Genomic DNA, 21,036 nt, shown 5'->3' on the forward strand with positions numbered 1-21,036 from the left:
GCGGCGGTGCTTGGATGCCGGGAAGCGGCGGACCGGACCCCGCCGCACGTCAGCGCAGGGGACCGAACCCGAGGAGGTGCCGGGTGAAGCCGCGGACGACCCTCCTCGCCGTGGGCGAGGTGCTGGCCTGGTGGGCCGCGCTCGTCGTGCTGTGGCTGATGCTCATCAGCACCGTCCACCCCCTGGAATGGGCGGTCGGCGCGGGCGTCGCGGGCGTGGGCGCCCTGGTCGCGCGGGCCGGCCGGCGGGCGGTGAGCCGCGGGTGAACGGCTGGATCGCGGCGGCGACGGCCGTTCTGGCGGCCGGACTCGGCACGGCCCTGTGGGGCGTGGCCACCGGACCGCTGTCGCGCCGCGTGGTCGCGCAGAACCTGTCCACCGCCGTGGTCTGCCCCGCTCTGCTGCTCCTCGCCCAGGGCTACGGCCGCACCTCCTACGTCGACCTCGCGCTGCTGCTGGCCCTGCTGGGCCCGGTCGGCACCCTCGTCTTCGCCCGGCTGCTCGCCGCCGAACTCACCGGCGACCCGCCGCGGGCCCGCGGGCTGACCTGGGCCTGCGCCGGGCTCGGCGCGGCCGTCGTCCTGGTGCTGTGCGCCGTCGCCGGGCCAGGCCGGGCCATGGTCAAGCTGCTGGTCGTCGGGGTGCTGCTGGTCGGCGGGAACCTGCTGGCCTCGCGGGCGCTGTCCAGCGGCTTCACGGAGGTGGACCGTGGCTGACGCCGTCGTCGTCCTGGCGCTGCTCCTGGTCGCCGGCTGCGCGACCGCCGCCGTCCTCAACCGCGACCCGACGCACCAGGCGCTCGTCCTGTCCGTCCTCGGGACCACGCTCGCCGTGCTGTTCACCGTGTTGCAGGCTCCGGACGTCGGGCTGTCCCAGCTCGCCGTGGGCTCCGCGCTCACCCCGCTGCTGATCATGCTCTCGGTGCGCAAGGTCCGGCGCCGCTCCGCCCGCGCCGGAACCGGCGGCGACGGCGGAGCCGGGGGTGGCGAGGGCGGGGGCGGCGGGGACGGCGGCCGCCGGTGACCCCGCGCGCCCGGCTGTGGCTGGTGCTCCTCGGCGGCGGCGCGCTCGCCGCGCTGCTCGTCGCGGCCTGCCTGCGGCTGCCCGCCTTCGGCGGCGCCCGCCACCCCTACGGCTACCGCGCGGTGCGCGCCGCGCTCGCCCGGCACACCGCCAACACCATCGCCTCCGTCAACTTCGACCAGCGCGCCTTCGACACGATGGGCGAGATGGCGATCCTCTTCGCGGCCGTCCTCGGCTGCGCCGTCCTGCTGCGGCAGGCCCGCGACGAACACCGCGACCCGCCGCGGCCCGCCCGTGTCGCCGCCCCGGTGCGCCGCTACGCCCTCGTCGTGCTGCCCGTCGCCCTGGTCACCGGCCTCTACGTCATCGCCCACGGCCAGCTCAGCCCCGGCGGCGGCTTCCAGGGCGGCGTCGTCGCCGCGACCGCGCTGCACCTGCTGTACCTGGGCGCCGACTACGCCGCGCTGGAACGCGTCCGGCCCGTCGACGCCTACGAGATCGGCGACGCGCTCTCCGCCTCCGCCTATCTCGTCCTGGGCCTGGCCGGACTGCTCGCGGGCACCTCCTTCCTCGCCAACGCCCTGCTGCCGTACGGCACGTTCAACACCCTGTCCTCCGGGGGCACCGTGCCGCTGCTGAACGCGGCCATCGGCATGGAGGTGGCCTGCGCGGTCGTCGTCCTGCTCGCCCGCTTCCTGGACCAGGCCGTCGAGATCGAGGAGGAGAACGGGAAGTGAGAGCGCCGTGAACGACGTCCTGCACGTCCTGCCGTACCTGGTGGCCGCCTATGTGCTCCTGATCGGCTGCTACGGCCTGGCCACCAGCCGCAATCTGATCCACGCCGTGGGCTGCCTCGCCGTGTGCCAGTCGGCGACGTACGTCCTGCTGCTGGCCGTCGGATACCGCGACGGCGCCACCGCGCCCGTCTTCTCCGACATCGCGCCCGGCTCGCGGCCGGTGGTCGACCCGCTCGTGCAGGCGCTCACCCTCACCGATGTCGTCGTCGGCGCCACCGTGACCGCGCTGCTGCTCGCGCTGACCGTGCAGATCTCCAAGCGGCACGGCACCGTCGACCCCGACGAACTGAGGGAGCTGCGCGGTTGACGCCCTCCCAGCTGCTGCCGCTGCTGCCCGCCGTCCCGCTGCTGGGCGCGGCCCTGCTCGTGGCCGGCGGGCGCCGTCTGCCGCGGTTCGCCGCCGAGGCGTTCGGCTCGCTGGTCGCCGCCGCGACCGCCGTCCTGGCGGTCGTGCTGCTCCTGCGCTCCTCGCCACCGCTGACGGAGTGGGTCGGCGGCTGGTTCCCGGTCGGCGGCGAGAGCGTCGGCATCGTCCTGACCGGGGACGGGGCGGGCCTCGGCATGGCGGCGCTCGTCTCCCTGCTCACCCTCGCCGCGCTGGCCTACTCCTGGCGCTACTTCGACGAACCGCCGCGCGGCCACGCGGGCTCCTTCCCCGCGCTGATCCTGCTCTTCCAGGGCGGCATGTGCGGCTTCGCCATCGCCGGGGACCTCTTCGACGCGTTCGTGTTCTTCGAACTGATGAGCGTGGTCGCCTACGCGCTGACCGGATACCGCATCGACGAGGCCAAGGCCGTACAGGGCGCGCTGGGCTTCGCCCTGGTCAACTCGCTCGGCGCGTACTTCATGCTGATGGGCATCGCCCTGCTCTACGCCCGCACCGGACAGCTCGCCATGGCGAAGATCGGCCAGGGACTCGACACGGCCGCCGCCGGGCACGGCCCCGACGCGCTCGTCCTCGCCGGATTCGTGCTGGTCCTGACCGGGCTGCTGGTGAAGGCCGCCGCCGTGCCCTTCCAGTTCTGGCTGCCGGACGCGCACGCCGTCGCCCCCACACCCGTGTGCATGCTGCTGTCGGGCGTCATGGTGGAACTCGGGGTCTACGGCGTCTGGCGCGTGTACGGCACCGTCTTCTCCGGGCCGGGCGGCATCCCCGCCGCCGACGCGAGCCGGGCGCTGGTGGTGCTCGGTGTGCTCACCGCCGCCGTCGGCTCGGTGATGTGCTGGTACCAGCGGCACATCAAACGCCTGCTCGCCTTCTCCACCATCGCCCACACCGGTCTCTTCCTGATCGGCATCGGCACCCTGAAGGCGGCGGCGGACGAGGGGACCGCGCTGTACATCCTGGCCCACGCGGGCGTGAAGGCCGCCCTGTTCGCCTGCGCCGGCATCCTCCTGGACCGCTACGGCAGCGTCGACGAGTTCGCCCTGCACGGCCGGGCCCGGCGGCTGCGCGGCACCGGCGCCGTCTTCGCCGTCGGCGCGCTGGCCCTGGCCGGACTGCCGCCCTTCGGCACCGGTCTGGGCAAGGCGCTGAGCGAGGAGGCCGTCGGCGGCCCGCTCACCGTGGTCTACGTCGCCGCCTCCGCCCTCACCGGGGCCGCCGTGCTGCGCGTCGCCGCCCGGGTCTTCCTCGGCCTCGGGCCCCGGCCCCGGGAACGGGAGGGCGAGGAACGCGACGAGGACAAGACGTCCGGCTCCGCCGAGGAACCCGAGACCGGGCGGCGGCTCGACAAGGTCCCCCTGACCATGCGGACCGTCCCGGTGGTGCTGCTCCTGGCCGCGCTCGCCGCGGGCGCGGTCCCCGGCTTCGCGGGCGCGGTGGGCGACGCCGTCGACGAGGCCGGGACCTGGGGCGTGTTCTCCACCGCGCACTGGACCGCGACCGGGGTCCTGCTGGACCTGCTCTCGGCGCTGCTGGCGGTCGCCGTCGCGGGCGTGGCCGTCGCCCGCCCCGGGCTGCTGGCCGCACCCGGCTGGGCGCTGCCGCTGCGCCGCCTGCAGTCCGGGCACGTCGGCGACTACGTGGCCTGGCTGCTGGTGGGAGCCGCGCTGCTGGGGGCGCTGGCCCTGCCGGGCGTGCTGGGCCGATGACCCGCACCCGGTCAGTACGATGACCGCGGCAGTCCGGAATGATCATGCGAGGAGCGGATCGTGCGAGACATCGCGGTGTTCAGCGGCAGCGCCCATCCCGAACTGGCGGCGGAGGTCTGCGCACACCTGGGCGTTCCGCTCAGCCCCACCCGGGTCAGCCGGTTCGCCAACGACTGCCTGGAGGTGCAGCTCCAGGCCAACTGCCGCGAGCGGGACGTGTTCCTGATCCAGCCGCTGGTCAAGCCGGTGCAGGAGCACCTCGTGGAGCTGCTGCTGATGTGCGACGCGGCCCGCGGCGCCTCCGCCGGGCGCATCACCGTCGTCATGCCGCACTACTCCTACGCCCGCTCCGACAAGAAGGACGCCCCGCGCATCTCCCTCGGCGGACGCCTGGTCGCCGATCTGCTGGTCGCGGCGGGCGCGAGCCGGGTCCTGGCGATGACCCTGCACGCACCGCAGGTGCACGGCTTCTTCTCGGTGCCCGTCGACCACCTGCACGCCCTGCGCGAACTGGCCGCGCACTTCGGGCAGTACGACCTGACCCGCACCACCGTCGTCTCGCCCGACCTCGGCAACGCCAAGGAGGCCGCCGCGTTCGCCCGGATGCTCGGCGCCCAGGTGGCCGCGGGCGCCAAGCAGCGCTACGCCGACGACCGGGTCACCATCAGCTCGGTCATCGGCGACGTGGCCGGGCGGGACGTGATCGTGCTGGACGACGAGATCGCCAAGGGCAGCACCGTCCTGGAACTCCTGGACCGGCTGCGCGAGTCGGGCCCCCGCTCGATCCGGATCGCCTGTACGCACGGCCTGTTCGCGTCCGGCGCCCTCGAACGGCTCAGCGCGCAGCAGGACGTACTGGAGATCGTGTGCACCAACACGGTGCCGGTGCCCGTCGACGACCACGAGGAGCACCGCGTCCACGCGGACAAGCTGCGCGTCCTGTCCATCGCGCCCGCGCTCGCCGAGGCGGTGCGCCGCATCCACAACGGGGAGTCCGTCAGCGCGCTGTTCGACGCGCCCCGGGGCGAGTAGCGGCGCCCGCCTTCGGCCCTCAGCCGGACTGCTTCGCCAGCGCGTCCGCGATGGTGTCGACCACGCCCAGGGCGTCGCTGTAGGAACCGGGCAGGAAGTCGGCGGTGCCCACCACCCGGTGGTTCTTCGCCGCCGGCAGCTCCTTGAACGAGCGCAGGTCGAACAGCTTCTGGATGTCGTTGGCGGGGGAGCCGTCGTTGTTGGTGTAGTAGACGACGTAGTCGGCGTCCTTCAGCAGGTCCGCCCGCTCGTACGACACCGACCTGGTCGAGCCCGCGGCGAGCGAGGCGGTGGCCGTGGCGAACCGCACGCCCAGCTTGGCCAGGATGTCCCCGACCGGCGAGGCGGGGCTGTAGATCCAGTAGTTGCCGGAGTCGAAGCCGCCCTGGATCACGGCCCAGCGGTTCCCGGACAGCTTCGCGCCCTCGGCCTCGCGCACCGCGGCGATCCGGTCGGCGTACTTCTGCTTGAGCCGGTCGAGCTGCGTCGCGCGGTTCACGAAACCGGCCGTGGCGTCCGGGTAGGCGGACCAGGCGGCGGTCTCCTTGAAGGACGCGAACGCGGTCGGCGCGATGGCCGACAGCCGCTTGTACGCCTTGCTGAGGTAGGGCACGTCGACGCCGACGATCAGGTCCGGCTTGAGCGAGGCGATCTTCTCGTAGTCGAGGTCGGCGCCGGTCGTCACCTTCGCCGCGGACTTCCAGCGCGCCAGATAGCGCGGCGGGACGTAGTTGGCTCCGCTGTTCTCCACGCCGACCGGCCGAAGGCCCAGGTCGTACAGCGACTCGGTGGACCAGGAGTGCACGGAGACGATCCGCAGCGGGTGCGCGGGCACGGTCACCTTGCCGTGCGCCGTGTCGACCGCCCGGGTCGCGGCGGACCCGGCGCCGCCGCCGGGGGAAGAGGAGGCGTCGCAGGCGGTGGCCGTGAGGGCCAGCGCGAGGGCGGCGCAGGCGAGGGCCGGGCGCAGCAGGCGGCCACGGCGCCGGACGGGGGACGCGGCGGGGGAGGGCAGGGCAGTCACGGTGATCCAGGGGTGAAGGGCCGGACCGTACGGTCCGGGACGCGGAGAGAAGGACATCGAGGGGAGGACCGAGGAGAGAATCGGGGAGAAATCGGGGAGAAATCGGGGAGAAGGGGAGCGGGGTCAGGACGCCGAGTGCGGTCCGACGCCCGCGCGGGCGGACTGGACGCGGGTGGCCAGGCCGTCGAGCAGGACGGTGAAGTTCGCCCAGCTGTACGCGTACCAGGAGGCCAGCGGCGGCTTCCACACCTGTCCGGCGCGGACGGCGGGCGTGCGCTGCCACAGCGGGTTCCCGGGCAGCGGATCGGACACCGCCCACACCAGCAGATCGGCAGGGAGCGAGGGGACGTTCTCCCAGCTGACGGCCTGGCTGTAGGTGTTGTCGGCGCCGTCGGGCACCGGCAGGAGACGCATCCCGAGGGCACTCACCGTCTTGAGCACGGCCCAGGTCCTCGGGTTCATCACGCCGACGGTGCTCTTGTCGATACCGAAGACGAAGCCGACCCGCAGCTCCCGGTTGGCGGCGAGTGCCCTGCGCAGCCGCGCGCTCGCCTCCTCGTAGCGCGCCCTGGCCCCGGCGTCGGCCGGCTCGGCGCCCAGCGCGCGGGTCAGCCGGTCGGCGGTCCCCGCGATCTTCTCGATCGGCTGGTACGTGCTCAGGCCGACCACCGGGGCGAGCTTGCCGACCGCCGGAAGCTGGGAGGCCACCTGGAGGGTGCCGTCGGGCTCCACGGCGTCGATCAGCAGGTCGGGCCGGGCCTGGGCGAGCGCCTCGATCCGTACGCCCTTGTCCGCGGAGTAGATCCGGCTGACGCCGGACCAGTCCGGGCGCACCGCGCCGACGATGCCCTGCCCGGAGTCGGCGGCGGCCACCGGGTGCAGACCGGCCGCCCACAGCGCGGCGCCCACGGTGTCGGTGAGGAACGCGATGCGCTTCGGCCGCCGCGACAGCCGTACGGCGCGGCCCCGGTCGTCGGTGAAGGACCACGCGGCGCCGCCGGAGGCACCGGCCGCCGGGGAGTCGCCGGTGCCGCACGCGGACAGGCCGAGGAGGGCGGCCGTCCCCAGTCCGCCGGCGAGCAGCCCGCGCCGGGAGGGGCGCGTACCGGACAGGAGCGGGAGCGAGGACCGGATGTCGCGGGGACGCCGGAGGGTGGCGCTGGGCATGGGGATGTCCTTGAGGCGGAGGGGACGGAAGAGAAGTGGAGGGGGGAAGGGGGAGAGCGGTGGCCGGGGCTGGGCTCACCGGCCCGCGCCGGGTAACAGGTCGCGCGTCGCGCGTACGGGCACCCGCGGGCGCGGGCGCGGGCGCTGGCGCGTCGGCCGCGAGGCCGCCCGCTGCCGCCGTGGGCGGCGGGTCCGGTTCAGGTTCATGAGCGGCCCGCCCTGCGCCGGGCGAGCAGCAGCCGGCACAGATACAGGCCGCCGAGCACCCCGGTCACCGCGCCGACCGGCAGTTCCGTGCCGGGCAGCACCCGCTGGGCCGTGTAGTCGCTCGCCGCCAGCAGCAGCGCGCCCATGAAACCGGCGGGCACCACCAGGGCGCCCGGGGAGCGGACGAGCCGGCGGCACAGGTGCGGCGCGGCCAGGGCGACGAAGGCGATGGGGCCGACCGCGGCCGTCGACGCCGCGGCGAGCGCGGTGGCGGCGACGGCCGGCAGGATCCGGGCCCGCCCCACCGGCACCCCGAGCCCCCGGGCGGTGTCCTCGCCCAGTTCCAGCCAGGCCAGGTTCCGGGAAGCGGCCACGGTCACCGGGACCAGCACGGCCAGGGCGGCGGCCAGCGGCGCGACGACCGACCAGTTCACCGAGTTGAGGCTGCCGATCAGCCAGATCTGCGCGTCCTGCGCCTCGTAGAGACTGGCCCGGGTCAGCAGATAGGCCGTCAGCGAGGTGAGCATCGCGCTGACACCGATCCCCACCAGCACGACCCGGTGGCCCACGGCCGGGCCGCGCCCCGCCGCGAGCAGCCCCACGAGCAGCGCCGTGGCCAGCCCGCCGCCGACCGCCGCCACGGCGGTGGCGTACGGGCCGCCGTGGAAGAGCACGATCTGCGTCACGGCACCGCTCGCCGCGCCGCTGGTGAAGCCGATGATGTCCGGACTGCCCAGCGGATTGCGGGACATGCTCTGGAACACCGTGCCGCTCATGCCCAGCGCGCCGCCGGCCAGCAGCGCGCACAGCAGCCGCGGCAGCCGCAAGCTGAGCACGATGAACGACTCGGCCCCGGTGCCCCGGCCCAGCAGCGTGGCCAGGACCCGCGACAGCGGCAGGCGGTAGGTGCCGGTGGTGAGGCCGAGGGCGCCGACCACCAGGCAGGCGGCGGCCAGCAGGACGCAGACCGCGACGGTGCGGGGCCGCCAGCGCAGCGACATCCGGCCGCCGTACAGGCGGACGACGCGGCCGGGCAGCACGGTGGCGCGGGCGGGCACGCGCGGGGAGCGCGGCGGGGAGGCGGGGGCGGTGGTCACAGTTCGGCGATCCTGCGGCGGCGGACGAGCGCGATGAAGACGGGCGCCCCGGCGAAGGCCGTCACGATACCGGCCTGGATCTCACCGGGCCGGGCGAGCACCCGGCCGAGCAGGTCCGAACCGAGGAGCAGCACGGCCCCGAACACCATGGAGTACGGCAGCAGCCAGCGGTGGTCGGGCCCGGTGAGCGCCCTGGCCAGATGCGGGACGGCCAGGCCGACGAAGGCGATCGGTCCGACGGCGGCCGTCGCCGCTCCGCACAGCAGGGTGACGGCGAGCATCCCGAGGGCGCGGGTGCGGCGCACCCGGGTGCCGAGCGCACGGGCCGTGTCGTCGCCCAGGGCCAGCGAGTTGAGCGCGCCGGACAGCCCGAGGGCGAGCAGGGCGCCCGCGCCGAGGAACGGCGCCACCTCCGTGACGACCGACATCGGCTGCCCGGCCAGCGAGCCCACGCCCCAGAACCGGAACTGGTCGAACACGTCCGGCCGCAGCAGGGTGACGACGGAGATCAGCGCGCCGAGCACGGCGCTGACGGCGGTGCCCGCGAGCGCGAGCCGCACCGGCGCGGGCCCCGACCGGCCGCGCGAGCCGAGCACCTGGACCACCACGGCGGCCAGCCCGGCACCGGCGAACGCGAACCAGACGCAGAACGACGGATCGGTGCTGCGCCACAGGGCGATCGCCACGACCACGGCCGCCGAGGCGCCCATGTTGACGCCGAGGATGCCGGGGTCGGCGAGCGGATTGCGGGTCAGCGCCTGCATCAGGACGCCCGCGAGGCCGAGCGCGGCACCGACGGCGACGCCGAGCAGCGTCCGGGGCAGCCGCAGGTCCCAGACGACCGAGCCGTCCACCGAGGTGCGGCCGTGCAGCAGCGCGTGCAGCACCTCGCCGGACGGAATGGCCTTGGCACCGACGGCGACGCTCGCCACGACGGCCAGGGCCAGCAGCGCGCAGGCGAGGAGCAGACCGAGCAGCCGGACGGCGGCAGCAGTCCGGCGCCGTCTTCGGCCGGTGTCCTGTGCCGCTGCTTCCGGCACCACGGTGGTGGTGCTCAGAGTGGTGGTGCCCATGGTGCTCCTCGGCGACGTACCCGCCGGTCAGAGCGCCGGCAGGGACTTAGCTTAGCCTTGCCTAAGCACGCTAGTGGCGCCGTCGCAGGCGCGGCAAGGCGGTCGGGCGCCACCTCGTGTCGCCGATCCGCCAACCCCGTCCAACCCCGTCAGGCGGCCCGGTCCGCCCGCTCCCGGGAACGGGCGAAGTAGGCGGCGGGCGTGGACCCCGTCACCCGGCGGAACGCGGCGACGAAGGCGCTGGGCGTCGCATAGCCCACCCGCTCGGCCACCCGCCCCACCGGCTCGCCCTCGGCGAGGTGCGCGAGCGCCGCCTGGAGCCGGGCGTGGGTCCGCCACTGGGTGAACGTCAGGCCCGTATCGGCGAGGAACAGCCGCAGCAGGGTGCGCGCGCTGGAGCCGACCGCGTACGCCAGTTCGGCCAGCCCCCGCTGGTCCGCGGGGTCCTCCAGCAGCAGCGCCGCGGCCTCCCGCGCCCGCGGATCGGCCGGCAGCGGCAGTTCGAACACCGCGCCGTCCGCCGGGCGCAGCACCTCCAGCAGGACGGCCTCGGCGTGCGTGCGCACCCCCGGCGGCAGCTCACCGGCCAGATAGCCGATCAGATGCCGGGCCAGCGGGGAGACGGCGAGCACCGTGGGCCGGGGCCAGGCCAGCGGACAGGAGACCGGATCGAGGTAGACGCCCTGGAGCACCGACTCCCGCAGGGCCGCGGTGGCGTGCCGGACCCCTCCCGGGATCCACAGCGCCAGATGCGGCGGCAGCACCCAGCAGCGGTCCTGGATGTCGACCGTGACCACGCCCGTGCTCGCCCAGGCGAGCTGGTGCTCACCGTGCACATGGTGGTGGAAGGACTGCCCCCTGGCCATCTCGAACCGTTCGAGACCGATGGTCTTCTCGTCTGCCATGCCGGTGTCCCTGCCTCTGCCCGGTGCGCGCCCCGCCGCCGTCGGCCGTGGCCGATGCGCGACATACGGTGGCGCCCTGCTGCGTTTACGACAAAAGTAAGGTGACCCTAACGTAGCCGGGTGACCGCAGCCGCCCCCGCTCCGCCCCGCCGTCCGCCCGACCGCCGCTCGGAGCCCTCGGGACCGTCCCCCGCGTCCTGCGCCTCACCCCGGGCGCTGCTGCGGTGGGCCGTGGGCGAGCGCCGCGGCGACCTGGTACTGGCGGCGGTGCTGCTGAGCACGCACCAACTGGGCGAGGCGCTGGTGCCGGTGCTCGTCGGCGCCACGGTCGGCCGGGCCGTACGGTCCGGCACCCCCGCCTCGACGGCCTGCTGGCTCGCTCTGCTGGCGGCGGACTTCCTGATGCTGTCCCTGTCCTACCGCTTCGGCGCGCGGGCGGCCGTCCGGGTGCGGCAGCACACCGAGCACCGGCTGCGCATGGCCCTCACGGAACGGGTGCTGCACCCGTCCGGCGGGGTACGGCTGGTGCCGGGCGACCTGCTCAGCCGGGCCTCCGGCGACGCCGAACGGGTGGGCGCCTTCGCGGGCACCCTCGCCGGCACGGTGGCCGCGGTCGTCGTCCTGCTCGGTTCCACGGTGCTGCTGCTGCGCATCCACCCCGGGCTCGGCGCGCTCGTCGTGGCGGGCACCGCGGCCGTCCTGCTCGCGCAGAACCGCCTCTCCCACGCCCTGCACCGCACCAGCGGCACCGAACAGGCCCTCCAGGCGCGGGCCACCGCGCTCGCCGAGGACGTGGTGCGGGGGCTGCGGGTGCTCCGGGGCATCGGCGCCGAGCGCGCCGTCGCCGCCGACTACGCCCGGGTCAGCCGGGACGCCGTGGGCGCGGCCCGGCGTGCGGTGTCCGCCGAGGGCGCACTCGTGTCGGTGGGCGTCCTGCTCACCGGGCTCTATCTGGCGGCCGTCGCCGCGCTCGGCGGCGCCCTCGCCCTGGACGGCCGGATCGGTCTCGGCCCGCTGATCGCCGCTCTCGGCCTCGCCCGGTTCGTCAGCGGTCCGATGCGCGTCGCCGCCACCGCCCACGCCCGCTACGTCCGCGCCCTCGCCTCCTCCGCCCGCGTCCACGAGGTGCTCACCGCGCCCCCGGCCGTGACGGAGCCGACCGCGGCCGGTACTGCGCCCGGCACTGTGGCCGGTGCTGTGGGCGAAGCGCCCGCCGTCGCCTTCCACGGCGTATCGCTGCCGGGCGGGAGCCGCGCCCGGTGGACCGCCGAGGCGGGCCGGATGACCGGCCTGGTCTGCGCCGACCCCGCCGACGCGGACGCCGTCGCCCTGCTGCTCGCCCGCGAAGAGGACCCCGGGGAGGGGCGGATCCTGCTCGACGGCACCGCACTGGACCGGTTCGCCCTGGACACGCTCCGAACCGCCCTCCTGGTCTGCCACCACGAACCGGTGCTGCTGCCCGGCACCGTCGCCGACAACCTGGCCGCCCTCACCGAGGACACCGCCGCCGTCGCCGAGGCGGCCCGCGCCGCCCGCGCCGACCAGGTCCTCGGTGCCGTGGCCCACGGCGCCCGCACCCGGGTCGGCGACCGCGGCGAGACCCTCTCGGGCGGCCAGCGCCAGCGCGTCGCCCTGGCCCGCGCGCTCGCCGCCCGCTCACCGGTGCTGGTGCTGCACGACCCGACCACCGCCGTGGACGCGGCGACGGAGGACGTCATCGCCGACCGCGTACGCCGCGCACGCACCGGCCGCACCACCCTCGTCATCACCGACAGCCCGTCCTGGCTCGCCCGCTGCGACCAGGTCGTCCACCTCCCCACACCCGAGCGGACGGCGACCTCATGACGACCCCGGACGCCACACCTGCCGCTGCCCCGGGCCGTGCCCCGGCCGACGCGTCGGGCGAAGCCCTGGCCGCTGCCCCGGCCGGGGCCCCGGACCGCCTCCGGGCCGAGACCCCGGCCGCCCCTCGCCGGGCCCCGTCCGGTGAAGCCCCGGACGGCACCCCGGACGACGCCTCCTGCGGCACCCCGGCCGAGGCTCCACCCGGCACCCCGGCCGACACACCACGCGGCGGCCGGGCCGTGGCTCCCACCGCTGCCCCCGGCGGCGCCCCGGCCGCACCCCGGGCTGTACCTCCGCCCGAGGCCTCGCCCGAGCCCTCGCCCGCCGACCCGGACGGCGTGCCCTCGCTCCTGCCGGTGGCCACCGGGCGGCAGACTCGGGCGCGGTTGCGGGGGGCTCTGCGGGGGCGTTGGGGGGCACTGTGGACGGCGCTCGCCGCGCTGGTGCTCGACAGCTGTCTGAGCCTGGCGGGGCCGGTCGCGATCGGGTGGATCACCCAGGCCGTGACGGACCACCGGGGCCCCGGTGCGCTGGTGCGGCCGGTCGGGCTGCTGGCGAGCGCCGCCGTGGCGGGGGCGCTGACCGGATGGGCCGCGACCGTCCTGCTGGCGCGGGTCGTGCTGACGGTGACGGGACGGCTGCGCGAGGACGCGGTCGCCGCCGCGCTGGTCCTGCCCGTGGATACCGTGGAGGCGGGCGGCACCGGCGACCTCGTGGCGCGGGTCTCCGGCGACACGGACCGTGTCTCCGAGGCCGCCTCCGGAGCCCTGGGCGACTTCGCGGCGGCGGCGCTGACCATCCTCGCCGCCCTCGCCGGACTGGCCGCGCTGGACTGGCGGTTCGCCGTCGCCGGACTGCTCGCCGTGCCCCTCCAGGCGTACACGCTGCGCTGGTACCTGCGCACCTCCCGGCCGCTCTACGCCGCCGGGAGGACCGCCGAGGGAGGCCGCGCCTCCGCCCTGCTCGGCGCCTTCACCGCGCTGCCCACCCTGCGCGCCCTGCGCCTGGGGCCGGGGCGGCACGCCCGGGTGGCGGCGGCCTCGCGGGACGCGATGGCGTACGAGTTCCGGGCGGCGCGGGCGGCGACCCGCTTCTACGGCAGGCTCAACCTCGCCGAGTTCCTCGGACTGAGCGCCGTCCTGCTCGCGGCCTGGTGGCTGGTGTGCACCGGCCACGCCGACATCGGCGCCGCGACCACCGCCGCCCTGTTCTTCGCCGGGCTGTTCGACCCCGTGAACATCCTGCTCGGCACCTTCGACAGCGTGCAGCGGGCGACCGCCGCGCTGGCCCGGATCGTCGGCGTCACCCTGCACACCCCGGACCCCGTCCACGGCGCGCGCCCGTCCCGGCCGGGGCCGCGGCCGGGCACCGGGATCGTGGTGCGCGGGGTCCGCCACCGCTACGGCGACGGGCCCGACGTCCTGCACGGCATCGACCTCGATCTCCGCCCCGGTCGGCGGCTGGCCGTGGTCGGCGCGACCGGCTCGGGCAAGTCGACGCTGGCGGCGCTGATCGCCGGGACGCGTCCGCCGTCCGCGGGCAGCGTCACGCTGGACGGCGTACCCACCGGAGACCTCGCCCGCCCCGGAGCGGACGGCGACCGGCGGATCGCCCTGGTCACCCAGGAGCACCACCTCTTCCCGGGCACCCTCGCCGACAACCTCCGCCTCGCGTCCCGCGACGCCCCGGACAGCGCGCTGGACGCCGCGCTGACCGCCGTGGGCGCCGCGGACTGGGCCGCCGCGCTGCCGGAGGGCACCGGCACCGTCGTGGGCCGCGGCGGCTTCCGGCTCACCGCCCGCCAGACCCAGCAGCTCGCCCTCGCCCGGGTCCTGCTGCTCGACCCGGAGGTGGTGGTGCTGGACGAGGCGACGGCCGAGGCGGGCAGCGACACCGCCCGCACCCTGGACCGCGCGGCCCTGGCGGTCACCGAGGGCCGCACCGCGGTCGTCGTCGCCCACCGCCTCTCCCAGGCGGCCACCGCCGACACCGTGCTGGTGATGGAGGACGGCCGCGTCACCGAGCGGGGCCGGCCCGGTGAACTGCGGGCCGCGGGCGGCGCCTACGCCCGGCTGTGGGAGTCGTGGGCCCGCGGCCGGCAGTGAGGGCGGGGCGCCGGGCCGGGCGGCGGCGCACCCGGGCCGGCGCGGCTCACTCCCGGCCCTCGCCGCCCTTGGCCGGCCACACCCCGGTCGAGCGCGCGATGGCCTGGGCGCCCGCGCGGTCCACGGTGCTGCGCACCACGGCGAACAGGGCGCCCTGCACCGCGGCGGCCAGCAGGATCTCGCCCCAGTGCCGGTTCTCGTCGAGCGCGTCGGGGGCGTCGTCCTCGTGCCGGAACGCCTTCCACGCCGTGCGGAACACCTTCCCGGCCACGGCGCCGCCGACCCAGCCCAGCACGAACCCCACGGGCTGGTAGGCGAGCGGGAGCTTGTTCTTCTTCTTGGCCACCTTCGTCCTCCTTCTCGGACTTCTCGGACTTCTACGAGTTCTACGAGGTCTACGAGTTCTACGACTTCTCGTCTCTCCGGGTCAGGGCCGGCCGCGGGGCGGCACCCGCTCCGCCTCCGGCACCGGCCCAGGCGGGGTGCCGTCGCCGAAGGGTCGCCCGCCGAGCTCCTCACGCCGGTGCGGCGTGAGCCAGCCGGACAGGTCGGGCCCGAGCGGCACGATGCCGGTCGGGTTGATGCCCGTGTGCACCTGGTAGTAGTGCCGCTTGATGTGGTCGAAGTCGACCGTGTCCCCGAAACCGGGCGTCTGGTAGAGATCGCGGGCGTACGCCCACAGCACCGGGTTCTCCGCCAGCTTCCAGCGGTTGCACTTGAAGTGCCCGTGGTAGACGGCGTCGAAGCGGACCAGCGTCGTGAACAGCCGGATGTCCGCCTCGGTGATCGTGTCGCCCACGAGATAGCGCTGCCCGGCCAGCCGCCGCGCCAGCAGCTCAAGACGCCGGAACACTCCCTCGTACGCCCTCTCGTACTCCTCCTGACCGGTGGCGAAACCCGCGCGGTACACGCCGTTGTTGACGTCCTCGTACACCTCGCCCATCACCGTGTCGATCTCGTCGCGCAGGGCCCGCGGGTACAGGTCGGGCGCCCCGGGCCGGTGCAGGGCCGTCCACTCGGTGGCCAGGTCCAGGGTGATCTGCTGAAAGTCGTTGGTGACCAGCTCGCCGCTGGGCACGTCGACCACCGCGGGCACACTCACCCCGCCGGGGTACCCGGCCTCGCGCCGGTCGTACGCCTCGCTGAGGAAGCGGATGCCGAGGACCGGGTCCCGGCCGCCGGGGTCGAGCGTGAAACGCCAGCTGCGGTCGTCCTGGATCGGGTCGACGACGGCCAGGGACAGGGCGTCCTCCAGACCGAGCAGCCGACGCGACACCAGCGCCCGGCTCGCCCAGGGGCACGCCCGGCTGACCACCAGCCGGTACCGCCCGGCGGCCACCGGCCAGCCGTCCCGGCCGTCCGCGGTGATCCGGTCGGCGAAATGACTCTTCGAACGCTTGAACTTCTTGTGGCCGTAGGAACGGTTGCCGTCGTCGTCCCCGTCGCTCATGCCCGGTCCTCCCTGCCGTCGAGGCGTGCTGGTGAACACGTTCCCCGAAATCCGCCGACGGCACGGTGTGACACCCACCGACCGGGGCATTCGGCGAACGTGAGCGGGACATCCGAGAACGCGGCCGGGACGGGTACGGAGATGAAGGGAGCCGAGGCGGAGGCGGAAGCGAGCCGTGCGGCCGGGGGCGGCCCGGGACCGGCCGCCGACCGCAAGACCCGCGTCACCGTGCTGGTGGCGCTCGCGGCGAACCTGGTCATCGCGGTCGCCAAGGCCGTCGGCGGCCTGATCGCGCACTCACCGGCCCTGCTCTCGGAGGCGGCGCACTCCGTCGCCGACAGCCTCAACGAGATCTTCCTGCTGGCCGCGCTGCGCCGCAGCCGCCGCCCCGCCGACCGGCGCCACCCCTTCGGCTACGGCAAGGAGCGGTTCTTCTGGTCGCTGCTCGCGGCCGTCGGCATCTTCGTCATGGGCGGCTGCTTCTCCTTCTTCCAGGGCGTCGAGGCCCTGCGCAACGGCGCCCACGAGACGTTCTCCGGCTATGTGGTCGGTCTGGTCGTGCTCGGCGTCGCGCTCCTGGCCGAGGGCACCTCCCTGCTGCGGGCGCTGCTCCAGGTGCGCGGGCAGGGCGGCGCAGCGGGGCTGCGCGACCCCGCGCTGCGCACGGTCGTCGCCGAGGACGGCACCGCCGTGCTGGGCGTCACGCTCGCCATCGCCGGCATGGCCCTGCACATGGTCACCGGTCAGGTCGTCTGGGAGGCGTCCGCCTCGCTGGCGATCGGCGCGCTGCTCGTCTACGTCGCCTACCGCCTGGGCCGCGACGCACGCGACCAGCTGATCGGCGAGGCCGCCGACCCGGAACTCGCCGGGCGCATCCGCAGCCTGCTGCGCGCGCAGCCGGAGATCGACAGCGTGGAGGCGCTGCTCACCATGAAGCTGGGCCTCGACTCCGTCCTGGTGGCCGCCCGGGTGGATCTGGCGCCCGGCATGGACAGCGAGCGGGTCGAGGAGGTCGCGGTGCGCATCAAGCGGTCCATCGCGCACACCGTGCCCGAGGCGGACCAGATCTTCCTCGACGTGACCGACCGCCCCGCCGCCGAGGCGGAGCAGAGTCCCGCCGTCGTGGCAGAGCAGGGCCCCGCCGCGACGGGGGAACGCGGCGGGGCCTGAGAGACGGGTGCCCGCCGCGTGCCCCCTCCATGCCTCCGGGGCCGGGATCCGCCCGGAACGGACGCACCGAGGGGCGGCCGGGCCCCTGGGTGTGCCCGGCCGTCCGGCTCAGTGGCCGTCGGCCGGCTCCAGCACGAAGACGGGGATCTCGCGCGAGGTCTTCTCCTGGTACTCGGCGTAGGGCGGGAACGCGGCGACGGCCCGCTCCCACCACTCGGCCTTCTCCGCGCCGGTGACCTCACGGGCCGTCATGTCCCGCTCCACCGGGCCGTCCCGCAGCGCGACCCGCGGATCGGCCAGCAGGTTGAAGTACCAGAACGGGTGCTTGGGAGCGCCGCCCTGCGAGGCCACCACGGCGTAGCGCCCGTCGTGCTCCACCCGCATCAGCGGTGTCTTGCGGAGCTTCCCGCTGCGCGCGCCCCGCGTGGTCAGCAGAATGACCGGCAGCCCCGTGTCCCGGAGCGTGGTCCCCTCGGTGCCGCCGGAACTCTCGTACAACTCCACCTGCTCCCGCACCCACTGGGTCGGGCTGGGCTCGTACTCGCCCTCAAGAGGCATGGCGTCGGTCCTCTCCTCGCTCGGTCGGTTCTCTCGCCCGCACGGCACCGCCGCGACGGCTGCCGTGCGCATCATCCCTACCGCGTTCCGGGGCGCGGACACCCCGGTCGGACGGATCTTCGCAGACGGGGGCGGGCGCCGTGGCCCCCGGCGTGATCCGGCGGACGGCGGCGACGGCCGGACGTCCGGATCACGCCAGGTCCGCGCCGCAGGTCATGGCGCGGGGCGGCCCGGGTCCGCGCCCCGACGGGCACGGGCACATCCGCCCCGCGCCCGCCTGCGGCCCGGGACGGCCCCGACCGGTCACCGGTGGCCCGGGGCGCGCTCGGGGCGGCCACGCCGTGCGCACCGCCGGCGCCGTGATCACCGCGCCGGGCACCAGCGCCGTCTCCAGCCGCCCCCGTCGGCCCGTCAGCGCCCTGCCGAGCGGCGCGCCGCCCCCGGCGGGCAGCACCTGCCGGCCGGGCGACGCCAGGAAGGCCGCCGTCACGAACAGCGCCTGCCGTGCGGTCGGTGCCCCGCCCCCGGCGCCCGCGCCGCCGAGGACCAGGGCGGCGAAGCGGACGACCGTGGCCGGATCGAGCAGGGTGAGCCGAGCATGCCGAGGAAGGCCCGCGCGGGCCCGGGGGCGGGTGGCACCGCCCGGACGGCTGCGCCGGACCCGCGGTACCGGCGCAGCGCGGTGACCGCGCCCCGTACCGCCGGGGTGGCGAGACCGCGGCCGACGTCCGGCGCAGCGGCGCCGGCACCGGCAGCACCACGTCGGCCAGGGCCGCGCCGCCGACCGTCGCCGGCAGGGCGTACAGCTCGTAGGCACAGGCCACGCCGAGCGCGGCGCACACGCCGGTGCGCAGGGACGTACGGGCGGTGAGCGCGACCAGGTGCGCCCCCGCGGGCGCCGACGGGCACCGCGATGCCGGGGCCCGCGGCGGGCCCGGCCGCGAACGCGGCGGTCATGACCGCGGCGGACCGGGCCTCGGGGGACTGCCGGGCTGGTGTCCGGCGCCCCGCCGCGGGGGCGGTGGCGGACTGCGGCAGCGGGAGCACGACGAGCGCGGACATGCCCGGATCGTGCCCGCCCGGCCCGCAGGAGGACAATGGAAGGACGTCAGCGCGGCACCGGCCGGAAGAGGTACTTCCCGGCCAGATACGGGCTTTCGCCGATGTGGCCGAACTTCGCGTCGCACCATAGATGCCTCAGGCATCTAATGAAGATCGGCACGACGCATCCTTCGTCTGCGAGGTCTTCCATGCCGGACCCGACCATCGAAACCCCCCACTCCGTGGCGTTCCCGCAGGACCGCACCTGTCCTTACCACCCGCCCACGGGCTACGAGCCGCTGCGCGAGTCCGCGCCGCTCGCCCGCGTCACCCTCTACGACGGCAGCCCGGCCTGGGCCGTCACCGGGCACGCCGTCGCCCGTGAACTGCTGGCCGACCCGCGTCTGTCCAGCGACCGCGCCCGTGACGGATTCCCGCTCACCGCGCCCCGGCTCCAGGTGGCGCGCGAGCGCAAGACCGCCCTGCTGGGCGTCGACGACCCCGAGCACCGCGTCCAGCGGCGCATGCTGATCCCCAGCTTCACCCTCAAGCGCGCCACCGCGATGCGCCCCCGCATCCAGGGCATCGTGGACGGGCTGCTCGACCGGATGACCACCCTGGGCCCGCCCGCCGAACTGGTGCGGGACTTCGCCCTCCCGGTGCCCTCCATGGTGATCTGCGAACTGCTCGGCGTCCCCTACGCCGACCACGAGTTCTTCGAGGAGCAGTCCCGACGGCTGTTGCGCGGCCCGGACATGGCCGCTGTGATCGAGGCGCGCGACCGGCTGGAGGCGTACCTCGGCGACCTGGTCGACCGCAAGCAGAAGGAACCGGGCGACGGCGTCCTGGACGAACTGGTCCAGCAGCGGCTGGGCGAGGGCGAACTGGACCGCGCCGACCTCGTCTCGCTGGCCATCATCCTGCTCATCGCGGGCCACGAGACCACCGCCAACATGATCTCCCTGGGCACCTTCACGCTCCTCCAGCACCCCGAGCGGCTCGCCGAACTGCGCGCCGACCCCGCGCTGCTGCCGGCCGCCGTCGAGGAGCTGATGCGGATGCTGTCCATCGCGGACGGGCTGCTGCGCCAGGCCCAGGAGGACATCGAGATCGCGGGGCAGACCATCCGGGCCGGTGAGGGCGTGGTCTTCTCCACCTCCGTCATCAACCGCGACGACACCCACTTCGAGGGCCCCGACGACCTCGACTTCCACCGGACCACCCGCCATCACGTCGCGTTCGGCTTCGGCATCCACCAGTGCCTCGGCCAGAACCTCGCCCGCGCCGAACTGGAGATCGCCCTCGGCTCGCTCCTGGCCCGGCTGCCCGGCCTCCGGCTGGCCGCGCCGCCCGAGGAGATCCCCTTCAAACCCGGCGACACGATCCAAGGAATGCTGGAACTCCCCGTGACCTGGTAAGAGGCTGCTCTCATGCGCATCGACATCGACAAGGACCGCTGCATCGGCGCCGGGCAGTGCGCCCTGGCCGCCCCGGGAGTGTTCACCCAGGACGACGAGGGCTTCAGCGCCCTGCTCCCCGGCCGGGAGGACGGCGGAGGCGACCCCATGGTCAAGGAGGCCGCCCGCGCCTGCCCCGTCTCGGCGATCACGGTGACCGAGAAGGACGGGGCGGCGCGCGCCACCGGGTGACACGAGCGGCGGGGGCACCGGCGGCGGGGACGGCCGGCGGGAGGACGCGTGGCCGGGCTGCGGCCCGCGGCGCGGCGGTAGGGTGCCGTCCGTGACCGAACAGGCCGGAGCAGCACCGGGGAGACCCTTCCTCTACGTCGTCGTCTGCGCCGCCGGTGTCGCCTCGGGTGTGGGCGCCCTGGTGGACGCCGCGCGGACCCGCGGCTGGGAGGTCGGCGTCATCGCGACACCGGTCGCCATGAGCGGCTTCTTCGACACCGACGACGTGCGGGAGCGCACCGGCCGGCCGGTCCGCTCCCGCTGGCGCACCCCGGAGGACCCGCGCCCCTTCCCGCCGCCGGACGCCGTGGCCGTCGCGCCCGCCACGTTCAACACGGTCAACAAGTGGGCCGCCGGGATCGCCGACACCCTCGCCGTGGCCACCCTGTGCGAGGCGTACGGCCTGGGCGTCCCGGTCGCCGTGCTGCCCTGCGTGGCCGACGCGCTGGCCGTCCACCCCGCCTACCGGGAGAGCCTGGCGCGCCTGCGCGCGATGGGCGTCCGCTTCGGGGATCCGTACAGCGGCATGCCCGGCGCGGACGGCACCCGTGCCGACTTCGCCTGGGAGCGGGTACTCGACCTGCTCGAACCCGCCGGAGAACCGGCCGTCTGACCCCCGCGGCCCCGTACGACCGCACCCGTCGCATCGGAGCGCGTCCGGCCGGTGGTCCGCCCCGGCACCGGTCCGGCATCCGGTCCCCGCGGCCGCGGAGATCCCCTACGGCCTACGCTCTCTCCGGCAACCACCCCGATGACGGGAG

The 21,036-nt window shown here is 75.4% G+C and carries 21 protein-coding genes and 1 pseudogene; 13 read left to right on the forward strand and 9 right to left on the reverse strand.

Annotation, left to right across the window (positions count from 1 at the left end):
* The first annotated feature begins 83 nt into the window (after nt 1-83).
* From A8713_RS29275 to A8713_RS29305, 7 genes are read left to right on the forward strand one after another with little or no spacing between them, the layout of a single operon-like run.
* The gene (locus A8713_RS29275; RefSeq protein ID WP_064536749.1) at nt 84-266 is read left to right on the forward strand and encodes a hypothetical protein; all 183 of its coding nucleotides are present in this window, start codon (nt 84-86) and stop codon (nt 264-266) included.
* Complete coding sequence (locus A8713_RS29280) at nt 263-715, forward strand: MrpF/PhaF family protein (protein ID WP_064536750.1); 453 nt, start codon at nt 263-265, stop codon at nt 713-715. The genes A8713_RS29275 and A8713_RS29280 overlap by 4 nt, the downstream gene beginning before the upstream one ends.
* Nucleotides 708-1,022 carry a Na(+)/H(+) antiporter subunit B gene (locus A8713_RS29285; protein WP_064536751.1) on the forward strand — a complete coding sequence of 105 codons (315 nt, stop codon included), beginning with the start codon at nt 708-710 and terminating at the stop codon, nt 1,020-1,022. Before A8713_RS29280 ends, A8713_RS29285 begins: the two co-directional genes overlap by 8 nt.
* Nucleotides 1,019-1,759, forward strand: a complete 741-nt coding sequence (locus A8713_RS29290; RefSeq protein ID WP_064536752.1) for an MnhB domain-containing protein — start codon at nt 1,019-1,021, stop codon at nt 1,757-1,759. The genes A8713_RS29285 and A8713_RS29290 overlap by 4 nt, the downstream gene beginning before the upstream one ends.
* Nucleotides 1,760-1,778: 19 nt before the next feature.
* Nucleotides 1,779-2,126 (forward strand): sodium:proton antiporter, encoded by a 348-nt coding sequence (locus A8713_RS29295; RefSeq protein ID WP_064537787.1) that lies wholly within the window; start codon nt 1,779-1,781, stop codon nt 2,124-2,126.
* Nucleotides 2,123-3,913, forward strand: coding sequence for a complex I subunit 5 family protein (locus tag A8713_RS29300; RefSeq protein ID WP_064536753.1), 1,791 nt, complete (start codon nt 2,123-2,125; stop codon nt 3,911-3,913). The genes A8713_RS29295 and A8713_RS29300 overlap by 4 nt, the downstream gene beginning before the upstream one ends.
* A 60-nt stretch (nt 3,914-3,973) precedes the next feature.
* Complete coding sequence (locus A8713_RS29305) at nt 3,974-4,945, forward strand: ribose-phosphate diphosphokinase (protein WP_064536754.1); 972 nt, start codon at nt 3,974-3,976, stop codon at nt 4,943-4,945.
* Nucleotides 4,946-4,964: 19 nt separating this feature from the next.
* On the opposite strand, the gene A8713_RS29310 is transcribed toward A8713_RS29305, so the two are convergent.
* The 5 genes from A8713_RS29310 to A8713_RS29330 form a co-directional block, all read right to left on the reverse strand.
* Nucleotides 4,965-5,969: an ABC transporter substrate-binding protein gene (locus A8713_RS29310; RefSeq protein ID WP_064536755.1), complete on the reverse strand. Its 1,005-nt coding sequence runs from the start codon at nt 5,967-5,969 to the stop codon at nt 4,965-4,967.
* 123 nt (nt 5,970-6,092) lie between these two features.
* Nucleotides 6,093-7,136, reverse strand: a complete 1,044-nt coding sequence (locus A8713_RS29315; RefSeq protein WP_064536756.1) for an ABC transporter substrate-binding protein — start codon at nt 7,134-7,136, stop codon at nt 6,093-6,095.
* A gap of 203 nt (nt 7,137-7,339) precedes the next feature.
* Nucleotides 7,340-8,440, reverse strand: a complete 1,101-nt coding sequence (locus A8713_RS29320; protein ID WP_079159176.1) for a FecCD family ABC transporter permease — start codon at nt 8,438-8,440, stop codon at nt 7,340-7,342.
* Nucleotides 8,437-9,513, reverse strand: a complete 1,077-nt coding sequence (locus A8713_RS29325; RefSeq protein ID WP_064536757.1) for a FecCD family ABC transporter permease — start codon at nt 9,511-9,513, stop codon at nt 8,437-8,439. The genes A8713_RS29320 and A8713_RS29325 overlap by 4 nt, the downstream gene beginning before the upstream one ends.
* 149 nt (nt 9,514-9,662) lie before the next feature.
* Nucleotides 9,663-10,418: a helix-turn-helix domain-containing protein gene (locus A8713_RS29330; protein ID WP_064536758.1), complete on the reverse strand. Its 756-nt coding sequence runs from the start codon at nt 10,416-10,418 to the stop codon at nt 9,663-9,665.
* A gap of 120 nt (nt 10,419-10,538) precedes the next feature.
* Between A8713_RS29330 and A8713_RS29335 the strand changes: the two genes are divergently transcribed.
* Together A8713_RS29335 and A8713_RS29340 are read left to right on the forward strand one after the other, a co-directional pair.
* Nucleotides 10,539-12,263: an ATP-binding cassette domain-containing protein gene (locus A8713_RS29335; RefSeq protein ID WP_079159177.1), complete on the forward strand. Its 1,725-nt coding sequence runs from the start codon at nt 10,539-10,541 to the stop codon at nt 12,261-12,263.
* Nucleotides 12,260-14,368: an ABC transporter ATP-binding protein gene (locus A8713_RS29340; protein ID WP_079159178.1), complete on the forward strand. Its 2,109-nt coding sequence runs from the start codon at nt 12,260-12,262 to the stop codon at nt 14,366-14,368. Before A8713_RS29335 ends, A8713_RS29340 begins: the two co-directional genes overlap by 4 nt.
* Before the next feature lie 46 nt (nt 14,369-14,414).
* Here the strand turns inward: A8713_RS29340 and A8713_RS29345 are convergent, their stop codons facing one another.
* Nucleotides 14,415-14,714, reverse strand: a complete 300-nt coding sequence (locus A8713_RS29345; protein ID WP_018570017.1) for a DUF4235 domain-containing protein — start codon at nt 14,712-14,714, stop codon at nt 14,415-14,417.
* Nucleotides 14,715-14,795: 81 nt separating this feature from the next.
* Nucleotides 14,796-15,818 carry a glutathione S-transferase family protein gene (locus A8713_RS29350; protein ID WP_064536759.1) on the reverse strand — a complete coding sequence of 341 codons (1,023 nt, stop codon included), beginning with the start codon at nt 15,816-15,818 and terminating at the stop codon, nt 14,796-14,798.
* Nucleotides 15,819-15,959: 141 nt separating this feature from the next.
* Here A8713_RS29350 and A8713_RS29355 point away from each other — a divergent pair, with 141 nt between their 5' ends.
* Nucleotides 15,960-16,988, forward strand: a complete 1,029-nt coding sequence (locus A8713_RS29355) for a cation diffusion facilitator family transporter (protein ID WP_064536760.1) — start codon at nt 15,960-15,962, stop codon at nt 16,986-16,988.
* A gap of 108 nt (nt 16,989-17,096) precedes the next feature.
* Here the strand turns inward: A8713_RS29355 and A8713_RS29360 are convergent, their stop codons facing one another.
* Together A8713_RS29360 and A8713_RS34485 are read right to left on the reverse strand one after the other, a co-directional pair.
* Entirely contained in the window at nt 17,097-17,546 is a 450-nt protein-coding gene (locus A8713_RS29360; RefSeq protein ID WP_064536761.1) for a nitroreductase family deazaflavin-dependent oxidoreductase, read from the reverse strand.
* 328 nt (nt 17,547-17,874) lie between these two features.
* Nucleotides 17,875-18,503, reverse strand: a pseudogene (locus A8713_RS34485) (lysine transporter LysE); the annotation flags it as partial.
* Nucleotides 18,504-18,796: 293 nt separating this feature from the next.
* Here A8713_RS34485 and A8713_RS29365 point away from each other — a divergent pair.
* The 3 genes from A8713_RS29365 to A8713_RS29375 all read left to right on the forward strand — a co-directional run bounded on the left by A8713_RS29365 (nt 18,797) and on the right by A8713_RS29375 (nt 20,888).
* A complete protein-coding gene (locus A8713_RS29365) occupies nt 18,797-20,005 on the forward strand; it encodes a cytochrome P450 (protein WP_064536762.1) in 1,209 nt (402 codons plus the stop codon).
* 12 nt (nt 20,006-20,017) lie between these two features.
* Nucleotides 20,018-20,236: a ferredoxin gene (locus tag A8713_RS29370; protein WP_037890264.1), complete on the forward strand. Its 219-nt coding sequence runs from the start codon at nt 20,018-20,020 to the stop codon at nt 20,234-20,236.
* Nucleotides 20,237-20,327: 91 nt separating this feature from the next.
* Complete coding sequence (locus A8713_RS29375; RefSeq protein ID WP_064536763.1) at nt 20,328-20,888, forward strand: flavoprotein; 561 nt, start codon at nt 20,328-20,330, stop codon at nt 20,886-20,888.
* Nucleotides 20,889-21,036 lie beyond the last annotated feature (148 nt).

Source organism: Streptomyces sp. SAT1 (genome assembly GCF_001654495.1).
GTDB classification, from domain to species: domain Bacteria; phylum Actinomycetota; class Actinomycetes; order Streptomycetales; family Streptomycetaceae; genus Streptomyces; species Streptomyces andamanensis.

Coding starts and splice junctions, on each gene's coding strand:
- A8713_RS29315 (WP_064536756.1), bottom strand. CDS start 7,136: ATGCCCAGCGCCACCCTCCGGCGTCCCCGCGACATCCGGTCCTCGCTC.
- A8713_RS29325 (WP_064536757.1), bottom strand. CDS start 9,513: ATGGGCACCACCACTCTGAGCACCACCACCGTGGTGCCGGAAGCAGCG.
- A8713_RS29330 (WP_064536758.1), bottom strand. CDS start 10,418: ATGGCAGACGAGAAGACCATCGGTCTCGAACGGTTCGAGATGGCCAGG.
- A8713_RS29340 (WP_079159178.1), top strand. CDS start 12,260: ATGACGACCCCGGACGCCACACCTGCCGCTGCCCCGGGCCGTGCCCCG.
- A8713_RS29350 (WP_064536759.1), bottom strand. CDS start 15,818: ATGAGCGACGGGGACGACGACGGCAACCGTTCCTACGGCCACAAGAAG.
- A8713_RS29355 (WP_064536760.1), top strand. CDS start 15,960: ATGAAGGGAGCCGAGGCGGAGGCGGAAGCGAGCCGTGCGGCCGGGGGC.
- A8713_RS29360 (WP_064536761.1), bottom strand. CDS start 17,546: ATGCCTCTTGAGGGCGAGTACGAGCCCAGCCCGACCCAGTGGGTGCGG.
- A8713_RS29365 (WP_064536762.1), top strand. CDS start 18,797: ATGCCGGACCCGACCATCGAAACCCCCCACTCCGTGGCGTTCCCGCAG.
- A8713_RS29370 (WP_037890264.1), top strand. CDS start 20,018: ATGCGCATCGACATCGACAAGGACCGCTGCATCGGCGCCGGGCAGTGC.